At 65.9% G+C, this 19,163-nt stretch carries 15 protein-coding genes; 8 read left to right on the forward strand and 7 right to left on the reverse strand.

The genetic code is table 11. The annotated features are described in order from the left end of the window. The first annotated feature begins 72 nt into the window (after positions 1–72). From lon to ACYVGS_RS07795, 5 genes are all read left to right on the forward strand, one after another. Positions 73–2,478, forward strand: a complete 2,406-nt coding sequence (lon, locus tag ACYVGS_RS07775; RefSeq protein ID WP_460588097.1) for an endopeptidase La — start codon at positions 73–75, stop codon at positions 2,476–2,478. Between the two features lie 137 nt (positions 2,479–2,615). Then, positions 2,616–2,891, forward strand: a complete 276-nt coding sequence (locus ACYVGS_RS07780; protein WP_460588098.1) for an HU family DNA-binding protein — start codon at positions 2,616–2,618, stop codon at positions 2,889–2,891. Between the two features lie 92 nt (positions 2,892–2,983). Beyond that, positions 2,984–4,864 (forward strand): peptidyl-prolyl isomerase family protein, encoded by a 1,881-nt coding sequence (locus ACYVGS_RS07785; protein WP_460588099.1) that lies wholly within the window; start codon positions 2,984–2,986, stop codon positions 4,862–4,864. Between the two features lie 156 nt (positions 4,865–5,020). Beyond that, complete coding sequence (locus ACYVGS_RS07790) at positions 5,021–6,196, forward strand: phosphoglycerate dehydrogenase (RefSeq protein ID WP_460588100.1); 1,176 nt, start codon at positions 5,021–5,023, stop codon at positions 6,194–6,196. A gap of 52 nt (positions 6,197–6,248) precedes the next feature. Then, complete coding sequence (locus ACYVGS_RS07795) at positions 6,249–6,776, forward strand: DUF1285 domain-containing protein (protein ID WP_460588101.1); 528 nt, start codon at positions 6,249–6,251, stop codon at positions 6,774–6,776. Positions 6,777–6,891: 115 nt separating this feature from the next. Here the strand turns inward: ACYVGS_RS07795 and ACYVGS_RS07800 are convergent, their stop codons facing one another. Continuing rightward, positions 6,892–8,544, reverse strand: a complete 1,653-nt coding sequence (locus tag ACYVGS_RS07800; protein ID WP_460588102.1) for an electron transfer flavoprotein-ubiquinone oxidoreductase — start codon at positions 8,542–8,544, stop codon at positions 6,892–6,894. 337 nt (positions 8,545–8,881) lie between these two features. Here ACYVGS_RS07800 and ACYVGS_RS07805 point away from each other — a divergent pair, with 337 nt between their 5' ends. Both ACYVGS_RS07805 and ACYVGS_RS07810 read left to right on the forward strand, forming a co-directional pair. Next, the gene (locus ACYVGS_RS07805; protein ID WP_460588103.1) at positions 8,882–9,631 is read left to right on the forward strand and encodes an electron transfer flavoprotein subunit beta/FixA family protein; all 750 of its coding nucleotides are present in this window, start codon (positions 8,882–8,884) and stop codon (positions 9,629–9,631) included. After that, the gene (locus tag ACYVGS_RS07810; protein WP_460588104.1) at positions 9,631–10,560 is read left to right on the forward strand and encodes an electron transfer flavoprotein subunit alpha/FixB family protein; all 930 of its coding nucleotides are present in this window, start codon (positions 9,631–9,633) and stop codon (positions 10,558–10,560) included. The genes ACYVGS_RS07805 and ACYVGS_RS07810 overlap by 1 nt, the downstream gene beginning before the upstream one ends. Positions 10,561–10,709: 149 nt before the next feature. Here the strand turns inward: ACYVGS_RS07810 and ACYVGS_RS07815 are convergent, their stop codons facing one another. The 4 genes from ACYVGS_RS07815 to ACYVGS_RS07830 form a co-directional block, all read right to left on the reverse strand. Then, positions 10,710–11,726 (reverse strand): GGDEF domain-containing protein, encoded by a 1,017-nt coding sequence (locus ACYVGS_RS07815; protein ID WP_460588105.1) that lies wholly within the window; start codon positions 11,724–11,726, stop codon positions 10,710–10,712. Positions 11,727–11,760: 34 nt separating this feature from the next. Continuing rightward, positions 11,761–12,405 (reverse strand): hypothetical protein, encoded by a 645-nt coding sequence (locus ACYVGS_RS07820; protein ID WP_460588106.1) that lies wholly within the window; start codon positions 12,403–12,405, stop codon positions 11,761–11,763. A gap of 97 nt (positions 12,406–12,502) precedes the next feature. Continuing rightward, positions 12,503–12,973 carry a DUF934 domain-containing protein gene (locus tag ACYVGS_RS07825; protein WP_460588107.1) on the reverse strand — a complete coding sequence of 157 codons (471 nt, stop codon included), beginning with the start codon at positions 12,971–12,973 and terminating at the stop codon, positions 12,503–12,505. Continuing rightward, positions 12,957–14,621 (reverse strand): nitrite/sulfite reductase, encoded by a 1,665-nt coding sequence (locus ACYVGS_RS07830; RefSeq protein ID WP_460588108.1) that lies wholly within the window; start codon positions 14,619–14,621, stop codon positions 12,957–12,959. Before ACYVGS_RS07830 ends, ACYVGS_RS07825 begins: the two co-directional genes overlap by 17 nt. A gap of 168 nt (positions 14,622–14,789) precedes the next feature. On the opposite strand from ACYVGS_RS07830, the gene ACYVGS_RS07835 reads away from it, so the two are divergent. Continuing rightward, entirely contained in the window at positions 14,790–14,903 is a 114-nt protein-coding gene (locus ACYVGS_RS07835; protein ID WP_460588109.1) for a methionine synthase, read from the forward strand. A 96-nt stretch (positions 14,904–14,999) separates the two neighbouring features. Here the strand turns inward: ACYVGS_RS07835 and ACYVGS_RS07840 are convergent, their stop codons facing one another. Both ACYVGS_RS07840 and metH read right to left on the reverse strand, forming a co-directional pair. Further along, positions 15,000–15,284 (reverse strand): DUF2970 domain-containing protein, encoded by a 285-nt coding sequence (locus tag ACYVGS_RS07840; protein ID WP_460588110.1) that lies wholly within the window; start codon positions 15,282–15,284, stop codon positions 15,000–15,002. Positions 15,285–15,296: 12 nt separating this feature from the next. Continuing rightward, a complete protein-coding gene (metH, locus tag ACYVGS_RS07845; protein ID WP_460588111.1) occupies positions 15,297–18,980 on the reverse strand; it encodes a methionine synthase in 3,684 nt (1,227 codons plus the stop codon). Positions 18,981–19,163: the final 183 nt, after the last annotated feature.

Raw genomic sequence — 19,163 nt, forward strand, 5'->3', positions numbered from 1 at the left:
CGCACCTTGCAATCCGTCTGTGGGCCCCCACATACTCATATTCAGAAGCATCTGCTGACCCGGAGTAGACTTATGGGTTCTCCCCTCGTTGAACTTCCCCTGCTGCCCCTGCGCGATGTGGTGGTCTATCCCCACATGGTGCTGCCTCTTTTCGTGGGCCGGGAAAAATCCATCCAGGCCCTGGAAGACGCCATGGCCGGCGACAAGCAGGTCCTGCTGGTCGCCCAGCGCGACGCCGCCGACGACAATCCCGGTGCCGAGCAACTGTACCGGGTGGGTACCGTTTCCAATATCCTGCAACTGCTGAAACTGCCCGATGGCACCATCAAGGTGCTGGTGGAGGGCACCTACCGCGCCGGTATCCAGAGCGTGGAGGAGAGCGGGCCTTTCGCCGTGGCCACGGTGGAGGAGGTCGAGAGCGAGGAGATTCCCGAGCCCGAGGCCGACGCCCTGGTCCGCTCCACGGTGACCCAGTTCGAGAAGTACGTGAACCTGTCGAAGAAGGTGCCGGCGGAGGTGCTGACTTCGCTGTCGGGCATCGATGAGCCCGGCCGCCTGGCGGATACCATCGCCGCCCACATGGGTGTCGACCTGGAGCAGAAGCAGCAGGTCCTGGAGATCGCCGATATCCGCACCCGCCTGGAGCACCTGATGGGGCTGATGGAGGCGGAGATCGACCTGTTCCAGGTCGAGAAGCGCATCCGCGGCCGCGTCAAGAAGCAGATGGAGAAGAGCCAGCGCGAGTACTATCTCAACGAACAGATGAAGGCTATCCAGAAAGAGCTGGGCGAGATGGACGACGCCCCCAACGAACTGGATGACCTGCAGGCGCGCATCGAAGAGGCGAAGATGCCCGAAGAGGCGCGCAAGAAGGCCGAGGCGGAACTCGGCAAGCTGAAGATGATGTCGCCGATGTCCGCCGAGGCCTCGGTGGTGCGCAGCTACATCGACTGGATGGTCAGCGTACCCTGGTCCAAGCGCAGCAAGGTCAAGCACGACCTGGAGCGCGCGCAGAAGATCCTCGACGAGGACCACTACGGCCTGGAGGAAGTCAAGGAGCGCATCCTCGAATACCTCGCGGTGCAGAAGCGCGTGCGCAAGGTAAAGGGCCCGGTGCTGTGTCTGGTGGGCCCGCCCGGCGTTGGCAAGACCTCTCTCGGGGAGTCCCTGGCCCGCGCCACCAACCGCAAGTTCGTCCGCATGGCCCTGGGTGGTGTGCGCGACGAGGCGGAGATCCGCGGCCACCGGCGCACCTATATCGGGTCGATGCCGGGCAAGCTGCTGCAGAAAATGTCCAAGGCGGGCGTACGCAACCCGCTGTTCCTGCTGGACGAAATCGACAAGATGGGCATGGACCATCGCGGCGATCCGGCCTCGGCGATGCTCGAGGTGCTGGACCCGGAGCAGAATCACGCCTTCAACGACCACTACCTGGAAGTCGACTACGACCTCTCCGATGTGATGTTCGTGTGCACCTCCAACACCATGAACATTCCCGGGCCGCTGCTCGATCGGATGGAGGTCATTCGCATTCCCGGTTACACCGAGGACGAGAAGGTCAATATTGCCGAGCGCTACCTGGTGCCCAAGCAGCTGTCCCGCAACGGCCTGCGCAAGGACGAGATCAGCATCGGCCATGACACCCTGATCGACATCATTCGCTACTACACCCGCGAGGCCGGGGTGCGCGCCCTGGAGCGCGAGATCGCCAAGATCTGTCGCAAGATGGTCAAGGCCTTCACCCTGAACAAGTCGGTGAGCGCCGAGGTTACGCCGGACATGCTTCCCGACCTGCTGGGTGTGCGCAAGTACAACTACGGCATCGCCGAGGAAGAGAACAAGATCGGGCAGGTCACCGGCCTGGCCTGGACCTCGGTGGGCGGCGAGCTGCTCACCGTGGAGACGGTGGCGGTGGCCGGCAAGGGTCGCTACGTCAAGACCGGCTCCCTCGGGGATGTCATGCAGGAGTCGATCCAGGCGGCCACCACGGTGGTGCGCAGCCGCTCGCAACTGCTCGGTGTGCCGGCCTCTTGGCACGAAAAGCACGATGTGCACATCCACGTGCCCGAGGGCGCGACACCCAAGGATGGCCCGAGTGCCGGTATCGCCATGTGCACGGCACTGGTCTCGGTCTGCGCCGGCATTCCCGTGCGCGCGGATGTCGCCATGACCGGCGAGATCACCCTGCGCGGTGAGGTGCTGCCGATCGGTGGCCTCAAGGAAAAACTGCTGGCCGCCCGCCGCGGTGGCATCAAGACGGTGATCATCCCGCGGGAGAACGAGCGCGACCTGAAGGAAGTGCCGGAGAACATCAAGCAGCACCTGGACATCCGCCCGGTGAAATGGATTGACGAGGTTCTGTCCATCGCCCTGGAGCAGATGCCCGAACCGATCAGCGACGAGGCCTACCTGGCGGGTAGTCCGGTGGCGGGTTCGGATGCCGAGTCGGCAGAAAAAAACCGGATCAACACGCACTAATCCGGGCGGCTCGGTTGACCGCTCTCTCGGGACTGGTATAAAGTCCTCCGTCCGGATACATGGCCGTCAGGGCTGAACCATTCACTGTTGGGGCGTGCTTTACGCCATCGCGACATAACACTCTCAAGGGGACTCTTGTGAACAAGACTGATTTGATTGAAGCTATCGCCGCCGCTGCTGATCTGCCCAAGGCCTCTGCCGGCCGTGCACTGGACGCTGTCCTGGACAGCGTCACCGATGCCTTGAGCAAAGGTGAACAGGTCAGCCTGGTGGGCTTTGGCACCTTTGCGGTCAAGCACCGCGCCGGTCGTGAAGGCCGCAACCCGCAAACCGGCCAGACCATCCAGATCGCGCCCTCCAATGTCCCCGGCTTCAAGCCCGGGAAAGCACTGAAGGACGCGGTCAACGCCTGACCGGCTCCGGCGGGCTTGCCCGCTGATGCTGTCCCTACAGTAAAGGCGCACCGCGGTGCGCCTTTTTTGTTACTCCGCACGGAAACGCTTGCATGCTCCAGGATATTCGCAAAAGCACCCAGGGAACCGCGGCCAAGGTCGTGATCGGCCTGATCGTCTTGTCCTTCGCGCTGTTCGGGATCGAGTCGATTCTGGTCGGCGGTAGCGACAACAGTATCGCCGAGATCAACGGCGAACCGATCGCCGCCCAGGAACTGCAGCAGGCGGTGGACCTGCAGCGCCGCCAGCTGATCAGCATGCTGGGCGACAACCTGGACCCGGCCATGCTCGAGGAGCAGCGCCTGCGGCCCCAGGCCCTGGACAGCCTGATCGGCCGCCGGGTGATGCTGCAGCACGCCGCGGATCTGGGCCTGGCCACCTCCAGCGAGCAGCTCGGCGCCGTGGTGGCGGGGATGGAGCAGTTCCAGATTGACGGCGAGTTTTCCCCCGAGCGCTACCGCAGCCTGTTGGCCAGCGCCGGCTACACCCCCGCCAGCTTCCGCAACGCCCTGGGCGAAGACATCCTCCTGGGCCAGCTCCAGGCCGGTCTGCTCGGCAGTGAGTTCGCCACCGCGTCGGAACTGGCCCTGAATGCGCGCTTCCTGGCGGAGCAGCGCGATGTGCGCTACCTGACCCTGCCGCCGCTGGAAGCGGATGTCGCCGCCGTTTCCGACGAGGCGATCGAAGCGCACTACCGCGATAACCCCGAGGCCTATACCCGCCCCGAGTCGGTGGTCTTGAACTACCTGGTGCTGACCGCCGAGGACTTCTTCCAGCCGGTGGACGAGGCGGCTCTCCAGGAAGCCTACCAGCTGGAGATCGGCAGCTACCAGTATCAGGACGAGAGTCGCGTTTCCCACGTGCTGCTGGAGCCCGGCAGCGACCAGTCGGAGGCCGACTTCCAGTCGCGGGTGGACGAGGTGCAGTCCGCCCTGGATGCCGGTCGCGATTTCGCCGAGGTCGCCGAGGCCTATTCCGACGATATCGGTTCCGCCAGCAGCGGCGGCGATCTCGGCTTTACCGCGGGGGATGCCTTCCCGGAGCCGATGGAAGCGGCGATTGCCGAGCTGGAAGAGGGCGCGGTTTCCGGTCCGGTGGAAACCGATGCCGGCGTGCACTTCATCAAGGTTACCGAGCGTCGCAGTGGCGAGGCCCCGGACTTCGAGGAACTGCGTCCGATGCTGGAGCAGCGGCTGCAGCAGCGCGAAGCTCAGGCGGCCCTGCTGAGCACGGTTGAAGAGTTGCGCGACCTCGCCTTCATGGCCGACGGTCTGGCGCAGCCGGCGGAGAAACTCGGCCTGGAGCTTCAGCGCAGCGAGCCGCTGACCCGCGATGCCCGCGGCGAGGGGCCGTTGTATGCCCGCGCGGTGCTGGAAGCCGCTTTCTCCGAGGAGGTACTGGAGGAGGGCCACAACAGCGAGGTCATCGAGGCGGGCCCCGAACAGTTCGTGGTGGTGCATGTTGCCGAGCACCGCGAACCGGCCCAGCGCCCCCTGGACGAGGTGCGCGAGGAGATTGCCCGGGCGATTGCCGAGGAGCGGGCTCGCGAGGCCCGGCTGGCCGAGGCAGAGGCCGCCGCGGAGGCGATTCGCGGCGGCGAAAGCGTGGAGTCGGTAGCCCGCAGGCTGGGCGTCGACTGGCAGGTGGAGCTGGGTGCCCGGCGCAACTCCCCGGCACTGCCGCGCGCCCTGAGCCAGCGGCTGTTCAGCCTGCCGGCACCGCAGGGTGATGGCAGCGTGGTGGACGTGCTGCTCGCCGACAGTGGCGAGGCCCGGGTGCTGGAACTGGTACGCGTATCCCCCGGCAGCCTGGAGCAGATGCCGGCCGCGGAACAGCAGCAGTTGCGCCAGCAGCTGCGCGGCGAATACGGGCAGACCCTGCAGGCGGAGCAGCGCCAGGGCCTGCGCGATCGCGCGGAAATCACCGTTCTCTGAGTTTTACTGCCGCGCCGGGCCGCTGCGCGCAGTGGCGGGGCGCGGCACTCGGATGCAGCTGCCGCGGACCCCGTGGCCAGCTCGCTCTTTCATTCACCGGGACACATCCGGTTCGCCGCGGCGGGCCGAGCGTATTCCCCTGACAGACCAGGACCCATGGCCAGACGTATTCTTACCCTCAACCAGATTTCCGTAAAAGGGCTCGAGCGGCTCCCCCGGGATGGCTACGAAATCGCCAGTGAATTCACCCACCCGGACGCGATCCTGCTGCGCAGCCACAAACTGCAGGCGGCGGACATTCCCGCCTCGGTGCTCGGCGTTGCCCGCGCCGGTGCCGGTGTCAACAACATTCCGGTGGCGGACTGTACCCGCCGAGGCATCCCGGTGTTCAACTCACCCGGGGCCAACGCCAACGCGGTCAAGGAACTGGTGGCCGCCGGCCTGCTGCTCGGCTCCCGCGGCATCCTCGAGGGGCTGGCCTGGGTGGATACTCTTTCCGACGTCCAGGACCCCGCCGAACTGCACAAGGTGCTGGAGGCCGGCAAGAAGCAGTTCAAGGGCCAGGAGCTGGCGGGCAAGACCCTCGGCGTGGTCGGCCTGGGGGCCATCGGCTCCCTGGTGGCCGACATGGCCCTGAGCCTGGGCATGCAAGTGGTCGGCTACGATCCGGCGCTGTCGGTGGATGCCGCCTGGCGCCTGTCCAGCCAGGTGCGCAAGGCGGATACCCTGTCGGCACTGTTTGCCCGCAGCGACTACATTACCCTGCACCTGCCGGTACTGGAGTCGACCCGCAACCTGGTCAACGCCGAACTGCTGGCGGCAATGTCTCCCGAGGCCTGCCTGCTGAACTTCGCGCGGCAGGAGATTGTCGACGGCCCGGCACTGCTGGCGGCGCTGGAGAATGGCCAGCTGCGCAAGTACATCGCCGATTTCCCGGCGCCGGAACTCATCGGGCGCAAGGACGTGGTGTTGATGCCGCACATCGGTGCCAGCACCGACGAGGCCGAGGACAACTGCGCCATCATGGCTGCGGAACAGCTGCGTGACTTCCTGGAAAACGGCAACGTGCGCAACTCGGTCAATTTCCCGGCGTTGCAGCTGGAGCGGGCGGGGCACTGCCGGCTGGCGGTGACCAACACCAACGTGCCGCGCATCCTGGGCAGCGTGCTGTCGATCCTCGCCGAGCAGAACATCAACGTGGTGGACATGCTCAACAAGAGCCGCGAGGAGCTGGCCTACAACCTGATCGACATCGACCGCGAGCCGACCGAGGAGAGCCTGGTGGCCATGCGCGCCCTGGAGGGCGTGATCAACGTACGTCTGATTCCCTGAGTTTGCCGTACACTGTGGGGTAAGCCACTTGCGATAACGTGGAGGACCGCACATGAGTCAGGCACTGGAGGCCGTCGAGAAGGCGGCCGGGAAGACGCGCAATTTCCAGGATCCTCCCCTGGAAAAGTGGGACCCGCCCCTCAGTGGCGAGATCGATATCGAGATCGACAGCGAGGGGCAGTGGATCCACGAGGGCGCACCGATCCACCGCGAGGCCATCGTGCGCCTGTTCGCCTCGATATTGCGCCGGGAGTCGGACGGGCACTACTACCTGGTGACCCCCGGGGAAAAGTGGCGCCTGCGCGTGCAGCGGCATCCCCTGATGATCACCGATTTCGATCGCGAGGGCGAGGACCTGCTGGTTACCCTGAATACCGGGCGCCGCTGGCGGGTGGATGCCGAGCGCTCGCTCTACCTGGATCCCGACTGCGAGAACGTGGCGGTGGTCCGTCTGCCCCACGGGCTCACGGCCCTGGCGACACGGGCCGCCTGGCTGCGCCTGGTGGAGCAGGCGGAAGAGCGCGACGGTCAGCCCGGCGTGAGCAGTGCCGGGCAATGGTTCCCGCTGCTACCCTCCTGAAACCCCCGGGCCGCGCGGCCCTGACGTTTTAGCGCCTCGCAGGCACAAAAAAGCCCGGGTCGACGCTGTCGAGCCGGGCTTTCCGCGGGCCAGGGTACTGGCCCGTGTGCAGGCCTTACATGTTGGGGTAGTTCGGGCCGCCGAAGCCTTCCGGGGTCACCCACTGGATGTTCTGCGCCGGGTCCTTGATGTCGCAGGTCTTGCAGTGGACGCAGTTCTGCGCATTGATCTGGAAGCGCTTGCCCTCGGCATCCTCCACCACTTCATAGACACCCGCCGGGCAGTAGCGCTGGGCCGGCTCGTCGTAGCGCGGCAGGTTGTCGCGCAGGGGCACCTCGGGGTCCAGCAGGGTCAGGTGACAGGGCTGGTCTTCCTCGTGGTTGGTGTTGGACAGGAACACCGAGGAGAGCTTGTCGAAGGTGAACTTGTTGTCCGGCTTGGGGTACTCCGGCTTGGGGCACTCCGAGGCGGGCTTCAGGGTGGCGTAGTCCGGCACCCGGTCGTGCAGGGTGAAGGGCAGTTTGCCGCCGAACAGGTTCTGGTCGACCCAGACCATGCCGGCGCCGAGCAGCAGGCCCAGCTTGTGCATGAAGCCGCTGAAGTTGCGGGTGGTGTAGAGCTCCTCGTGCAGCCAGGAGTTCTGCACCTTGTCGGCATAGCTGACCAGGTCCCGCGGTGCGGATTCGCCCTGGAGCAGCCCCTCGACCACCGCTTCGGCGGCGAGCATGCCGCTCTTCATCGCGGTGTGGTTGCCCTTGATTTTCACCGAGTTCAGGGTGCCGGCGTCACAGCCGATCAGCAGGCCGCCGGGGAAGTGCATTTTCGGCAGGGAGTTGTAGCCGCCCTTGGCAATGGCGCGGGCGCCGTAGGACAGGCGCGAACCGCCCTCCAGGTACTTGAGCGTCTCCGGGTGCTTCTTCCAGCGCTGGAACTCCTCGAAGGGGCTCAGGTGCGGGTTGCTGTAGTTGAGGTCGGTAATCAGGCCCAGGTAGACCTGGTTGTTTTCCGCGTGGTAGAGGAAGGCGCCGCCGCTGGCTCCGTTTTCCTTCAGCGGCCAGCCCACCCCGTGTACCACCAGGCCCGGCTGGTGCTTCTCGGCGGGAATCTCCCAGATTTCCTTGATGCCGATGCCGTAGTGCTGAGGGTCCTTGCCTTCGTCCAGGCCGAACTTGCGGATCAGTTCCTTGCCCAGGTGGCCGCGGCAGCCTTCGGCGAAGAGGGTGTATTTCGCGTGCAGCTCCATGCCGGGGGTGTAGCTGTCCTTCTTCCCACCGTCGGCGCCGATACCCATGTCGCCGGTGGCGATGCCCTTGACGCTGCCGTCCTCGTGGTAGAGCACTTCGGCGGCGGCAAAGCCGGGGTAGACCTCCACGCCGAGGTTCTCCGCCTGCTCTGCCAGCCAGCGGCACAGGTTGCCCATGGAGACAATGTAGTTGCCTTCGTTGTGGGTGGGCTTGGGGATCAGGAAATTGGGCAGGGTGATGGCCTTGCTGCCGCTGGTGTAGAAGAGGAACTGGTCCTTGCTGACCGGGGTGGGCAGGGGCGCGCCCAGGGACTCCCAGTCCGGGAACAGCTCGTTCAGGGCCCGCGGCTCGAAGACTGCCCCTGACAGAATGTGTGCCCCGACTTCGGAGCCTTTCTCCACGACACAGACGCTGACTTCGCGCTCCTGCTCCTGGGCGAGTTGCATGATGCGGCAGGCGGCAGACAGGCCGGCGGGGCCTGCGCCAACGATCACCACATCGACTTCCATTGATTCGCGTTCCACGTCGGATCCTCTTGCTGGGTGTTCCCGAGCGGGCCGCCAGGCCCCCGGGTCACGGGTGAGAAATTATCGATTGGGTCCAATAAAAGTGGCGCAAGTATATAATTTTCAAGAGGTAAGCGCCACTTGCCGGGAAGCGCCCGGTCAGGCCCGCCACAAGCGCGCCCGGCCTGCGCGGCGGGGCGACATTCAGCCCGCGAATGGCCTGTATCGGGCCTGGACAGCCCCGGGGCACGCTATTGACCTGCGGGGGCTTTGACGGCAACATAGCCGGCCGAATTGTCACGGGGGCGAGTTTCAAGGCCCCGGAAACCCACCTGAAACTACCATTGGAATTCCTATGAAGGTTCTTGTTGCCGTCAAGCGCGTGGTTGACTATAACGTCAAGGTACGCGCCAAGGGCGATGGCAGTGACGTCGATCTGAACAACGTCAAGATGGCCATCAACCCGTTCTGTGAAATCGCCGTGGAAGAGGCCGTACGCCTCAAGGAAGCCGGTGTCGCCAGCGAAGTGATCGCGGTATCCATCGGCGAGAAGCCCTGCCAGGAGCAGATCCGCACCGCCCTGGCCCTGGGTGCCGACCGCGGCATTCACGTCGAGACGGAAGGCAAGGTCGAGCCGCTGGTGGTCGCCAAGCTGCTCAAGGGCGTCGTCGACAAGGAAGAGCCGCAGCTGGTCATCCTGGGCAAACAGTCGATTGACGGCGACAACAACCAGACCGGGCAGATGCTGGGCGCGCTGGCCAACATGGCCCAGGGTACCTTTGCCTCCGAAGTCAAGGTCGACGGCGACAAGGTCAATGTGACCCGGGAAGTCGATGGCGGCCTGCAAACGGTCAGCCTGAAACTGCCGGCTATCGTGACCACCGACCTGCGCCTCAACGAGCCGCGCTACGCGTCGCTGCCTAACATCATGAAGGCGAAGAAGAAGCAGCTGGATGTATTCAGCCCCGCCGACCTCGGCGTCGAGGTCACGTCCCACATCGAGCAGGTCAAGGTTGAGCCGCCGGCCGAGCGCCAGGCTGGCATCAAGGTGGCCGATGTGGCGGAGCTGGTGGACAAACTGAAGAACGAGGCGAAGGTAATCTGATGAGTACTCTGGTTATTGCAGAACACGACAACAGCAGCCTCAACCCCGCCACCCTGAACGCGGTCACCGCGGCCCAGGCCATGGGCGCGGACATCGACATCCTGGTGGCCGGTGCCGGTTGCGGCGCTGTTGCCGAAGCGGCGGCCAAGGTCGCCGGTGTCAACAAGGTGCTGGTTGCCGACAACGCCGCCTACGAGCACCAGCTGGCGGAGAACCTGAGCCTGCTGATCGCCGAAGTGGGCGCCGGCTACGACAACGTGGTTGCCCCGGCCACCACCAACGGCAAGAACACCATGCCGCGGGTTGCCGCTCTGCTGGATGTCGGCCAGATCTCCGACATCATCGGCGTCGAGGGCGCGGATACCTTCAAGCGTCCCATCTACGCGGGCAACGTGATTGCCACGGTGAAGAGCAAGGATGCCAAGAAGGTCATTACCGTGCGCACCACCGCCTTTGATGCCGCCGCTGCCGAAGGCGGTTCGGCGTCCACCGAAAGCGTCGACGCGGTACACGACGCGGGCCTGTCCACCTTCGTGGGCGAGGAACTGGCCCAGTCCGATCGTCCCGACCTGACGGCCGCCTCCGTGGTGATTTCCGGGGGTCGCGGCATGCAGAACGGCGACAACTTCAAGTTGCTCGACGGTATCGCCGACAAACTGAATGCCGCCATCGGCGCCTCCCGCGCGGCGGTCGACGCCGGCTTTGTGCCCAACGACATGCAGGTCGGCCAGACCGGCAAGATCGTGGCGCCGGACCTGTACATCGCCGTGGGCATCTCCGGGGCGATCCAGCACCTGGCGGGCATGAAGGACTCCAAGGTCATCGTGGCCATCAACAAGGACGAGGACGCGCCGATCTTCCAGGTGGCGGACTACGGCCTGGTGGCCGACCTGTTCGAGGCTCTGCCGGAACTGGAATCCGCGCTGTAAAGCCCTCGTGATACCCGCGTCCGGGCTCGCCCGGATGCTCCTCGAAAGCCGGCCCCTGTGCCGGCTTTCTTGTTTTCGGGGGCGGGCAAAGCCGGGTGTCCTGACAGGCCCAGGGCAGCCGGCGGTCCTGTGTCAGCTCAGGGGGTGTGCTAGCCGCAGACCCGGTTGCGCCCCTCGGCCTTGGCCCGGTAGAGCCGGGCGTCGGCCTGGGCCAGCAGTTCCGCGGCTGTCAGGTGGCCGTCGGTCACCGCCACACCGATACTGATGGTCAGCGGGATATCCGGCTGAAAGGGGCTCGCGGCGACGACCTCACGCAGCTTCTCCGCCAGTTGCAGGGCACCCTCTCGGGGTGTGTCCGGGCACACCACCACAAACTCCTCGCCGCCCCAGCGGCCGAGATAATCCGTGCCGCGCACCGTATCCCGCAGGCGTGTTGCCAGCTGTGTCAGCACGCCGTCACCGGCCAGGTGGCCGCGACTGTCGTTGATCACCTTGAAGTGGTCGAGGTCGATCAGCAGCATGGCCGTCGCTTGACCGCTGCGCCGGCCGAGCGCGAGGGACTGGGCGAGGGCTTCGTCCAGGCGGGCTCGGTTCCACAGTCCGGTCAGGGGGTCGGTGTGGGAGAGGTGACGCAGCCGGGCCCAGGCTTCCTCGCGGGTTTTCTCGCTGTAACGATAGAGCAGCCACAGGGCGGTCATCACCTCGGCGAAATTGAGCAGGGTGGCGATACCGAAGGGGCGCGGCTGGAAGTGTGGCAGGCGCAGCCAGATATAGACCAGCACCGCGGCGAAAAACAGCGCGGTCACCCAGGCGCCGTGGCGCGAGCCCAGCAGGAAGAAGGCCAGCGGGGGCAGTACGGTGACCCACAGCAGCGCGTAGTTGCCGCCGCTGGAAACGGCAATAAAGGCGCTCAGCACCGCGATCAGGAGCCCGACCGTCAGCCAGCTGGCCAGTTGCAGGCGCCCGCTCCGGTGGGAGAGGAAGAGGGTGGCACCGGCGAGTACCGCAAGTGCGGCATCGAAAGCCGCGATCAGCGGGTCGTCGAACAGGGTGAGGTTCAGGGCGCCGATCAGCGTGCCGTAGGCGCAGATGACCCAGAGTGTGACCCGCAGCAGGCGCGCCTGGCGGGCCTGCAGGGTAACATCCGGGGGGGCACTCACTGTCATGAAAGCAGGAGCGGCTGCGCCGCTCCGGGATCTCTCAGCGCTGGCCCAGATGCCGGCGACCGAGCGCGGCCATCAACAGCCCCAGTAGCCCCAGGGCGACCCCGGGTAGCGCGGGAATGGCGCGGGCTTCCACCGGTTCGCCCACGCCGGGCTGGGTGCTGAAGACTGCCGGGTTGTTGAAGGTGTTGCCGCCGGCGTCCCAGGTGCCGCGCAGGAGTACAAAATTCCCTTCTTCGTTGCCAACCCGGCCACAGTAGACAGCTTGATCGACCAGGGGGATGCTGTTGCTGGTCGAGGTCATGTCCAGGCAGTTGCCGGCGTAGCCCGGACCCATGTCTTCCGTGTACAGCGTGATTCCGTCCCAGCGACCGAAGGAGACATCCCCCGCAGGTGCGGGACTCAGGCTGGTCGCTAGATAGCCATTGGCGAGCACTTGGGCGGCACCGCTGTTGGCGCTCAGGGTGAGGTGAAATCCGGGCTGGCCGACGGCGTTTTCCATGGTGCAGTCACTGTACACGGAGACACCGTCGGGACTGCTGCCCACGATGACATTGGGACACGCGGACACGCTTTGGGCATTGGCTTCGTTGGTGGCGGCCAGGGAAAGCACCGCGGTGGTCGCAATGACAACGAGGCCGCCCGTGGCAGCACGCAGACTGCGTGCGGAAAGATACTGCATGAAAATCCCCCTTAGGATTGTTGTTCTTGGAAGTCCATGCTGCGCCCGGGATTGGGCGGCAGCATGTAGCTTGCGGGGCTGCGAGCCGAGTGGTCTGTCAGGCCCGGCGACGGAACAGCGGCAGAGGCTGATCGATCGAGGCCTGATAGGCGTCACTGAAGACCTGGTACTGGCGCAGACCTTCTTCCAGGCGGCTCTCGTCGGCGAACTGGAAGGCGTCGAAACCGCAGCGCCGCAGGTAGTATACCTGGTCGGGCAGGAAATGCCCCACCGCGCGCAGTTCTCCGCGGTAGCCGCGCTCGCGCAGCTCGCGTCCGTAGGAAAAGCCGCGCCCGTCGGTGAAGACGGGAAAGCTGACGGCGACCAGTTCCAGGGCATCCAGGTGCTCCAACAGGGGCTCGATGCCCTCGCCGGGCTCGATCTGCACGGCGCTGTCGCGCTTGTCCGCCAGGGCCTGCCACTGGCTCAGGGTGGCGATGTGCCCCGCGGGTGCCTGCTCCGCCTCGGCCTGGACCGGCGCCCAGCGATCGCAGGTGGCCGACTTGCCGTCTTTAATGAGAGCTTGCATAGACGCGCTCCTTGAAGGGGTCGATACCGACCCGGTTGTAGGTCTGCAGGAAGGTTTCCTCTTCCTGGCGCAGGTCGACATAGGTGTCGATGATGCGGCCAATCACGTCGGGCATTTCCTCCTGGCTGAAGGAGGGGCCGAGGATCTTGCCCAGGCTGGCATCCTTGGACTGGCTGCCGCCGAGGCTCACCTGGTAGAACTCGGCGCCTTTCTTGTCCACGCCGAGGACACCGATGTGGCCGATGTGGTGATGGCCGCAGGCGTTCATGCAACCGCTGATGTTGAGCTCGATGGGGCCGAGGTCGTAGAGGTAGTCCAGGTCGTCGAAGCGCGCCTGGATGGCCTCGGCCACTGGAATCGACTTGGCGTTGGCCAGGGAGCAGTAGTCGCCCCCGGGGCAGCAGATCAGGTCGGTCAGGGTGCCGATGTTGGGCGTGGCCAGGCCGGCCTGCTGCAGGCGCTGCCAGAGGCCGCGCAGGGCGCCGATCTCGACATCCGCCAGCACCATGTTCTGCTGGTGGGTGGTGCGGATCTCGCCGAAGGAGTAGTCATCCGCCAGCTCCGCCAGCAGTTCCAGCTGGCCATCGGTGACGTCCCCGGGGGCATAGCCGGTGGCCTTGAGGGAAATGCTCACCGCGCGGTAGCCGGGCATTTTGTGGGCCACCGTGTTGTGCTCCACCCAGCGGGCGAAGATCGGGTCCGCCTGGCACAGTGCTGTCAGTTCCGCGTCGCTGGTCGCGGCGTCGCAGCTGCGGTAGGCCGGGGCGGTAAAGAAGGATTTGGCGTGCTCGATGGCCTCGTCGGTCAGGGTCGAGGGGCCGTCCTTGAGGGCCGCCCACTCGCGCTCGGCGGCGGCGCGGAAGGCCTCGATGCCCATGGCTTTGACCAGGATCTTGATGCGCGCCTTGAACTTGTTGTCGCGGCGGCCGTGCTGGTTGTAGACCCGCAGGATGGCCTCCAGGCAGGTCAGCAGGTGGCGTTTCTCCACCCAGTCCCAGACCACCGAGCCGATCACCGGGGTGCGGCCCAGGCCGCCCCCGGCGAGAATGCGGAAACCCGACTCCCCCTGGGCATTGGTCAGCAGCTCGACGCCGATGTCGTGGGAGTGGATGGCCGCGCGGTCTTCCTCGCTGGCACAGACGGCGATCTTGAACTTGCGCGGCAGGAAGGCGAACTCGGGGTGGAAGGTCGACCACTGGCGGATAATCTCGCACCAGGGGCGCGGGTCCTCGCGCTCGTCACGGGCCACCCCGGCAAACTGGTCGGTGGTGGTGTTGCGGATGCAGTTGCCGCTGGTCTGGATGGCGTGCATCTGCACACTGGCCAGCTCGGCCAGGATATCCGGGACTTCTTCCAGTTCCGGCCAGTTGAGCTGGATGTTCTGCCGGGTGCTGACGTGGGCATAGCCCTTGTCGTAGTGCCGGGTGATATGGGCGAGCTTGCGCAACTGCGTGCTGTTGAGCAGACCGTAGGGCACCGCGATACGCAGCATCGGCGCCAGGCGCTGCACATACAGGCCATTCTGCAGGCGCAGCGGCAGGTATTCGGCCTCGCTCAGGCCGCCGGCCAGGTAGCGTTGGGTCTGTTCGCGAAACTGGGCGACGCGCTCGTCGATCAGGCGCTGGTCGTAGTGGTCGTAAACGTACATCAATTCGTTCCAGGCTTGAGAGAGGCGCTACCTTAACAGAATTGGGTCGCGCCAATTAGTCAGATTTTTCATAAGGTTAGAACGGCCCGGGAGGGAGATTGGCGCGGCCGGCTTTCCTGCTATAATCGCGCTTCCTTCCCGATCCGTCAGAAAGAGGTTTTTTGCACCATGTCCGATTCGCCGATCAAGAACGACGGCTCCGCCGACGCCATTGCCGCCACCGCGATTATCAGCATCGTGGTCTTTTCGCTCTACCTCTGGCTGTCCGGCATGCCCGGCTGAAGGCGGTATTGACGCGGCTTGCGCCACTGGCCGGCACGCGTCACCCCCGGGGCTGCCACGGTTGCAGCCCCGCTGCCCACCCGCCCGGGCGCCCGCTCAGCCCGCGGCACTCAGCACCAGGTTCACCACTAGGGCCACACCGGCCACGAAGAGCACGGTAAAAAGCAGCCCGGCGACAATGAAGGGGCCGGCCTTGCCCTGCTTGAAGTCGCGCTCGCGGTTGCGGCTGCTCTGCACCCCGAAGCCGGCGGCCAGGGTGCTGAAGACCACATGCCAGGGTTTGACCCGCTTGTTGTCCGCCTGCTCCGGCGCCTGCCTGTCTGCGGATGACCCGCTGTCTGCCGCCGCGGCGGGCCGTTTGTCAGTCCTGTCTTCGCTCATCACTCGTTGCCCTCAGTAGTCCAGCACCGGCGCCAGCCAGCGCTCCACATCCTCGATACTCATGCGCTTGCGCTCGGCCACGCTGGCCACCTGGTCGCGGCTGATCTTGCCCACGGCGAAGTAGCGCGCCTCCGGGTGGGAGAAGTAGAAGCCGCTCACCGAAGAGGCGGGCAGCATGGCATAACTGTCGGACAGCTCGACACCGCAGGTGTTCGGGGCATCCAGCAGCTGGAACAGGGCGCCCTTCTCGGTGTGGTCCGGGCAGGCGGGGTAACCCGGTGCCGGACGAATCCCCCGGTAGCGCTCGCGAATCAGTTCGTCATTGCCCAGGTTCTCCTCCGGGGCATAGCCCCACAGCTCCCGGCGCACTTCCCGGTGCAGGTACTCGGCCAGGGATTCCGCCAGGCGATCGGCCAGGGCCTTGAGCATGATGCTGTTGTAGTCGTCGTGGTCGGCCAGGAAGCTGTTGGAGAGCTCGTCCACGCCGTGGCCGGCGGTCACGCAGAAGGCGCCGATGTAATCCGGTGTGTCGGATTCCAGCGGGGCGATGTAGTCCGCCAGGCACAGGTTGGGCTCGCCGCTGGGCTTTTCCATCTGCTGCCGCAGGTGGTGCAGGGTGGCAATCACCTCGCCGCGGGACTCGTCGGCGTAGAGGGCGATGTCGTCACTGCCCACCCGTTGGGCCGGCCAGAAGCCCACGGTGGCCTTGGCGGTGATCAGCTTCTCGTCGATGAGCCGGCGCAGCATGGCCTGGGCATCGGCGAACAGCTCCCGGGCCTGGGGGCCGACCACATCGTCCTCGAGGATCTTCGGGTACTTGCCCGCCAGGTCCCAGGAGATGAAGAAGGGCGTCCAGTCGATGGTCTCCAGCAGGGGCTCGAGGGGAAAGTCCTCGTAGACCCGGGTGCCGATAAAGCTCGGCTTCGGCGGGGTGTAGGCCTGCCAGTCGAAACGCGGGGCATTGGCGATCGCCTCGGGGTAGGGCAGCTGGCGAACCCGGGGCTGTCGGGCGGCGATACGCTCGCGCACTTTCTCGTATTCGGCCCGCCGCTCGGCGACAAAGGCCGGCTTACCCTTGCCCATCAGGGCGGTGGCCACCGACACGCTGCGGGAGGCGTCCGGCACGTAGACCGTGAGGTCGTTCTGGTAGCGGGGCTCGATCTTCACCGCGGTGTGTGCCTTGGAGGTGGTGGCGCCGCCGATCATCAGGGGCACCTGGAAGTCCTGGCGCTGCATCTCGCTGGCCACGTGCACCATCTCGTCGAGGGAGGGGGTGATCAGGCCCGACAGGCCGATCATGTCCACCTTCTCCTCCCGGGCCACGCGCAGGATTTCCTCGCAGTGGACCATCACCCCGAGATCGATGACCTCGAAATTGTTGCACTGCAGTACCACGCCGACAATGTTCTTGCCGATGTCGTGGACGTCGCCCTTGACCGTGGCCATGAGGATCTTGCCGTTGGTCTGGGTGGCGTCGGTTTTCTCCGCCTCGATGTAGGGCTGCAGGTAGGCCACCGCCTGCTTCATCACCCGGGCGCTCTTGACCACCTGGGGCAGGAACATCTTGCCGTCGCCGAAGAGGTCGCCGACCACGTTCATGCCGTCCATCAGCGGCCCCTCGATCACCTCGATCGGGTGGTCGAAGGCCTGGCGGGCCTCCTCGGCGTCCTCCAGGATGAAGCTGTTGATGCCCTTGACCAGGGCGTGCTCGAGGCGCTTGCCCACCGGCGCCTCGCGCCAGCTCAGGTCCTCCTGGCGCGCCGCCGGACCGCCGCTGTCTTTGTAGCGCTCGGCCAGGTCGAGCAGGCGCTCGGTGCCGTCGTCGCGGCGGTCGAGGATGACGTCCTCCACCGCCTCGCGCAGTTCCGCGGGCAGTTCATCGTAGACCGCCAGCTGGCCGGCGTTGACGATGCCCATGTCCATGCCGGCACGGATGGCGTGGTAGAGGAAGACCGAGTGGATCGCCTCGCGCACCACGTTGTTGCCGCGGAAGGAGAAGGAGACGTTGGACACGCCACCGGACACCAGGGCCCCGGGCATGTGCTCCTTGATGTAGCGGGTGGCCTCGATGAAGTCCACCGCGTAGTGGTTGTGCTCCTCGATTCCGGTGGCCACGGCGAAGATGTTGGGGTCGAAGATGACGTCCCGGGGATTGAAGCCGATGCGATTGACCAGGATGTCCCAGCAGCGCTCGCAGATCTCCTGGCGCCGCTGCAGGGTGTCCGCCTGGCCCTGTTCGTCGAAGGCCATGACCACCACCGCCGCGCCGTAGCGCTTGCACAGGCGCGCCTGCTCGATGAACTCCTCCTCGCCGTTCTTCAGGCTGATGGAGTTGACCACCGGCTTGCCCTGGATGCACTTGAGGCCCGCCTCGATCACCGACCACTTGGAGGAGTCGACCATGATCGGCACGCGGGAGATGTCCGGCTCCGAGGCCACCAGGTCGAGGAAGGTGACCATGGCGCGCTCGGCGTCGAGCATGCCCTCGTCCATATTGATGTCGATGATCTGGGCGCCGTCCTCGACCTGGGTGCGGGCCACCGAGAGGGCGGTGTCGTAGTCGTCCGAGAGGATCAGCCGCTTGAAGGCCGCCGAGCCGGTGACGTTGCAGCGCTCGCCGACGTTGACGAAGAGGCTGTCGGCAGTGATGTTGAAGGGCTCCAGGCCCGACAGCCGGCAGGCGGGCTCGGGCTTCGGCAGCGGGCGCGGGTCGATGCCCTCGACCGCCCGGGCAATCGCCTCGATGTGATGCGGCGTGGTCCCGCAGCAGCCCCCCGCCAGGTTGAGGAAGCCGCGCTCGGCGAAGCCGCGGAAGTCGGCGAACATGTCCTCGGGGGTCTCGTCGTACTCGCCGAAGGCATTCGGCAGGCCGGCGTTGAGGTGGGCGCTGAAGTAGCATTCCGCCACCGAGGCCAGCTCCTCCAGGAAGGGGCGGATTTCCTTGAAGCGGCGCCCGCAGTTACTGCCCACGATCAGCGGGCGGGCGTGGGCGATGGCGTTCCAAAACGCCTCGGGACTCTGGCCCGAGAGCACGCGGCCGCTGGTGTCGGGGAAGGTCACCGAGATCATCAGGGGCAGCTCGCGGCCGACCTCCTCGAACACCGACTGCACGGCGAAGATCGCCGCCTTGGCGTTCAGGGTGTCGAAAATGGTCTCGATCATCAGCAGGTCGGCGCCGCCGGCGATCAGGGCGCGGGTGGCCTCGCTGTAGTCGCGCACCAGCTCGTCGAAGCGGATATTGCGGGCGCCCGGGTCGTTGACATCGGGCGAGATGGAGGCGGTGCGCGGGGTCGGGCCGAGAATCCCCGCCACGTAGCGCGGGCGGGAGGGGTCGCGGGCGGTGATTTCGTCCGCCGCCTGCCGGGCCAGGCGCGCGCCGGCCTCGTTCAGCTCCGCGGCCAGGTGGGAGAGGTCGTAGTCGCCCTGGGCCACGCGGGTACTGTTGAAGGTGTTGGTGCCGATGATGTCGGCGCCGGCCTCCAGGTAGCGGCGGTGAATCCGCACCACCACCTCCGGGCGGGTCAGCGACAGCAGGTCGTTGTTGCCCTTGAGGTCCCCGCTGTGGTCGGCAAAGCGCTCGCCGCGGTAGTCCGCCTCCTCGAGCCCCTCGCCCTGGATCATGGTCCCCATGGCGCCATCCAGGATCAGAATGCGCTGCTTGAGGGCCTCTACCAGGGGGTGGCTGTCGGGGATCATCGGGCTTCCTTCTGTGGATGGCTGACAAAGCCGCCTATTCTAGCAGATCGGCCCCGGCTTTAGGTGCTCGGTAGAACGGCCGCTGGCCCCGTATCCGATCCCGCTGCGACACGTTTGCGGCTCCCCCGGCAGTGGGCGATAGCGGTCGGAGTGCACAGGCGGGGCGGGATTTGCTAGAATACC

It is taken from the genome of Haliea atlantica, from assembly GCF_054779855.1.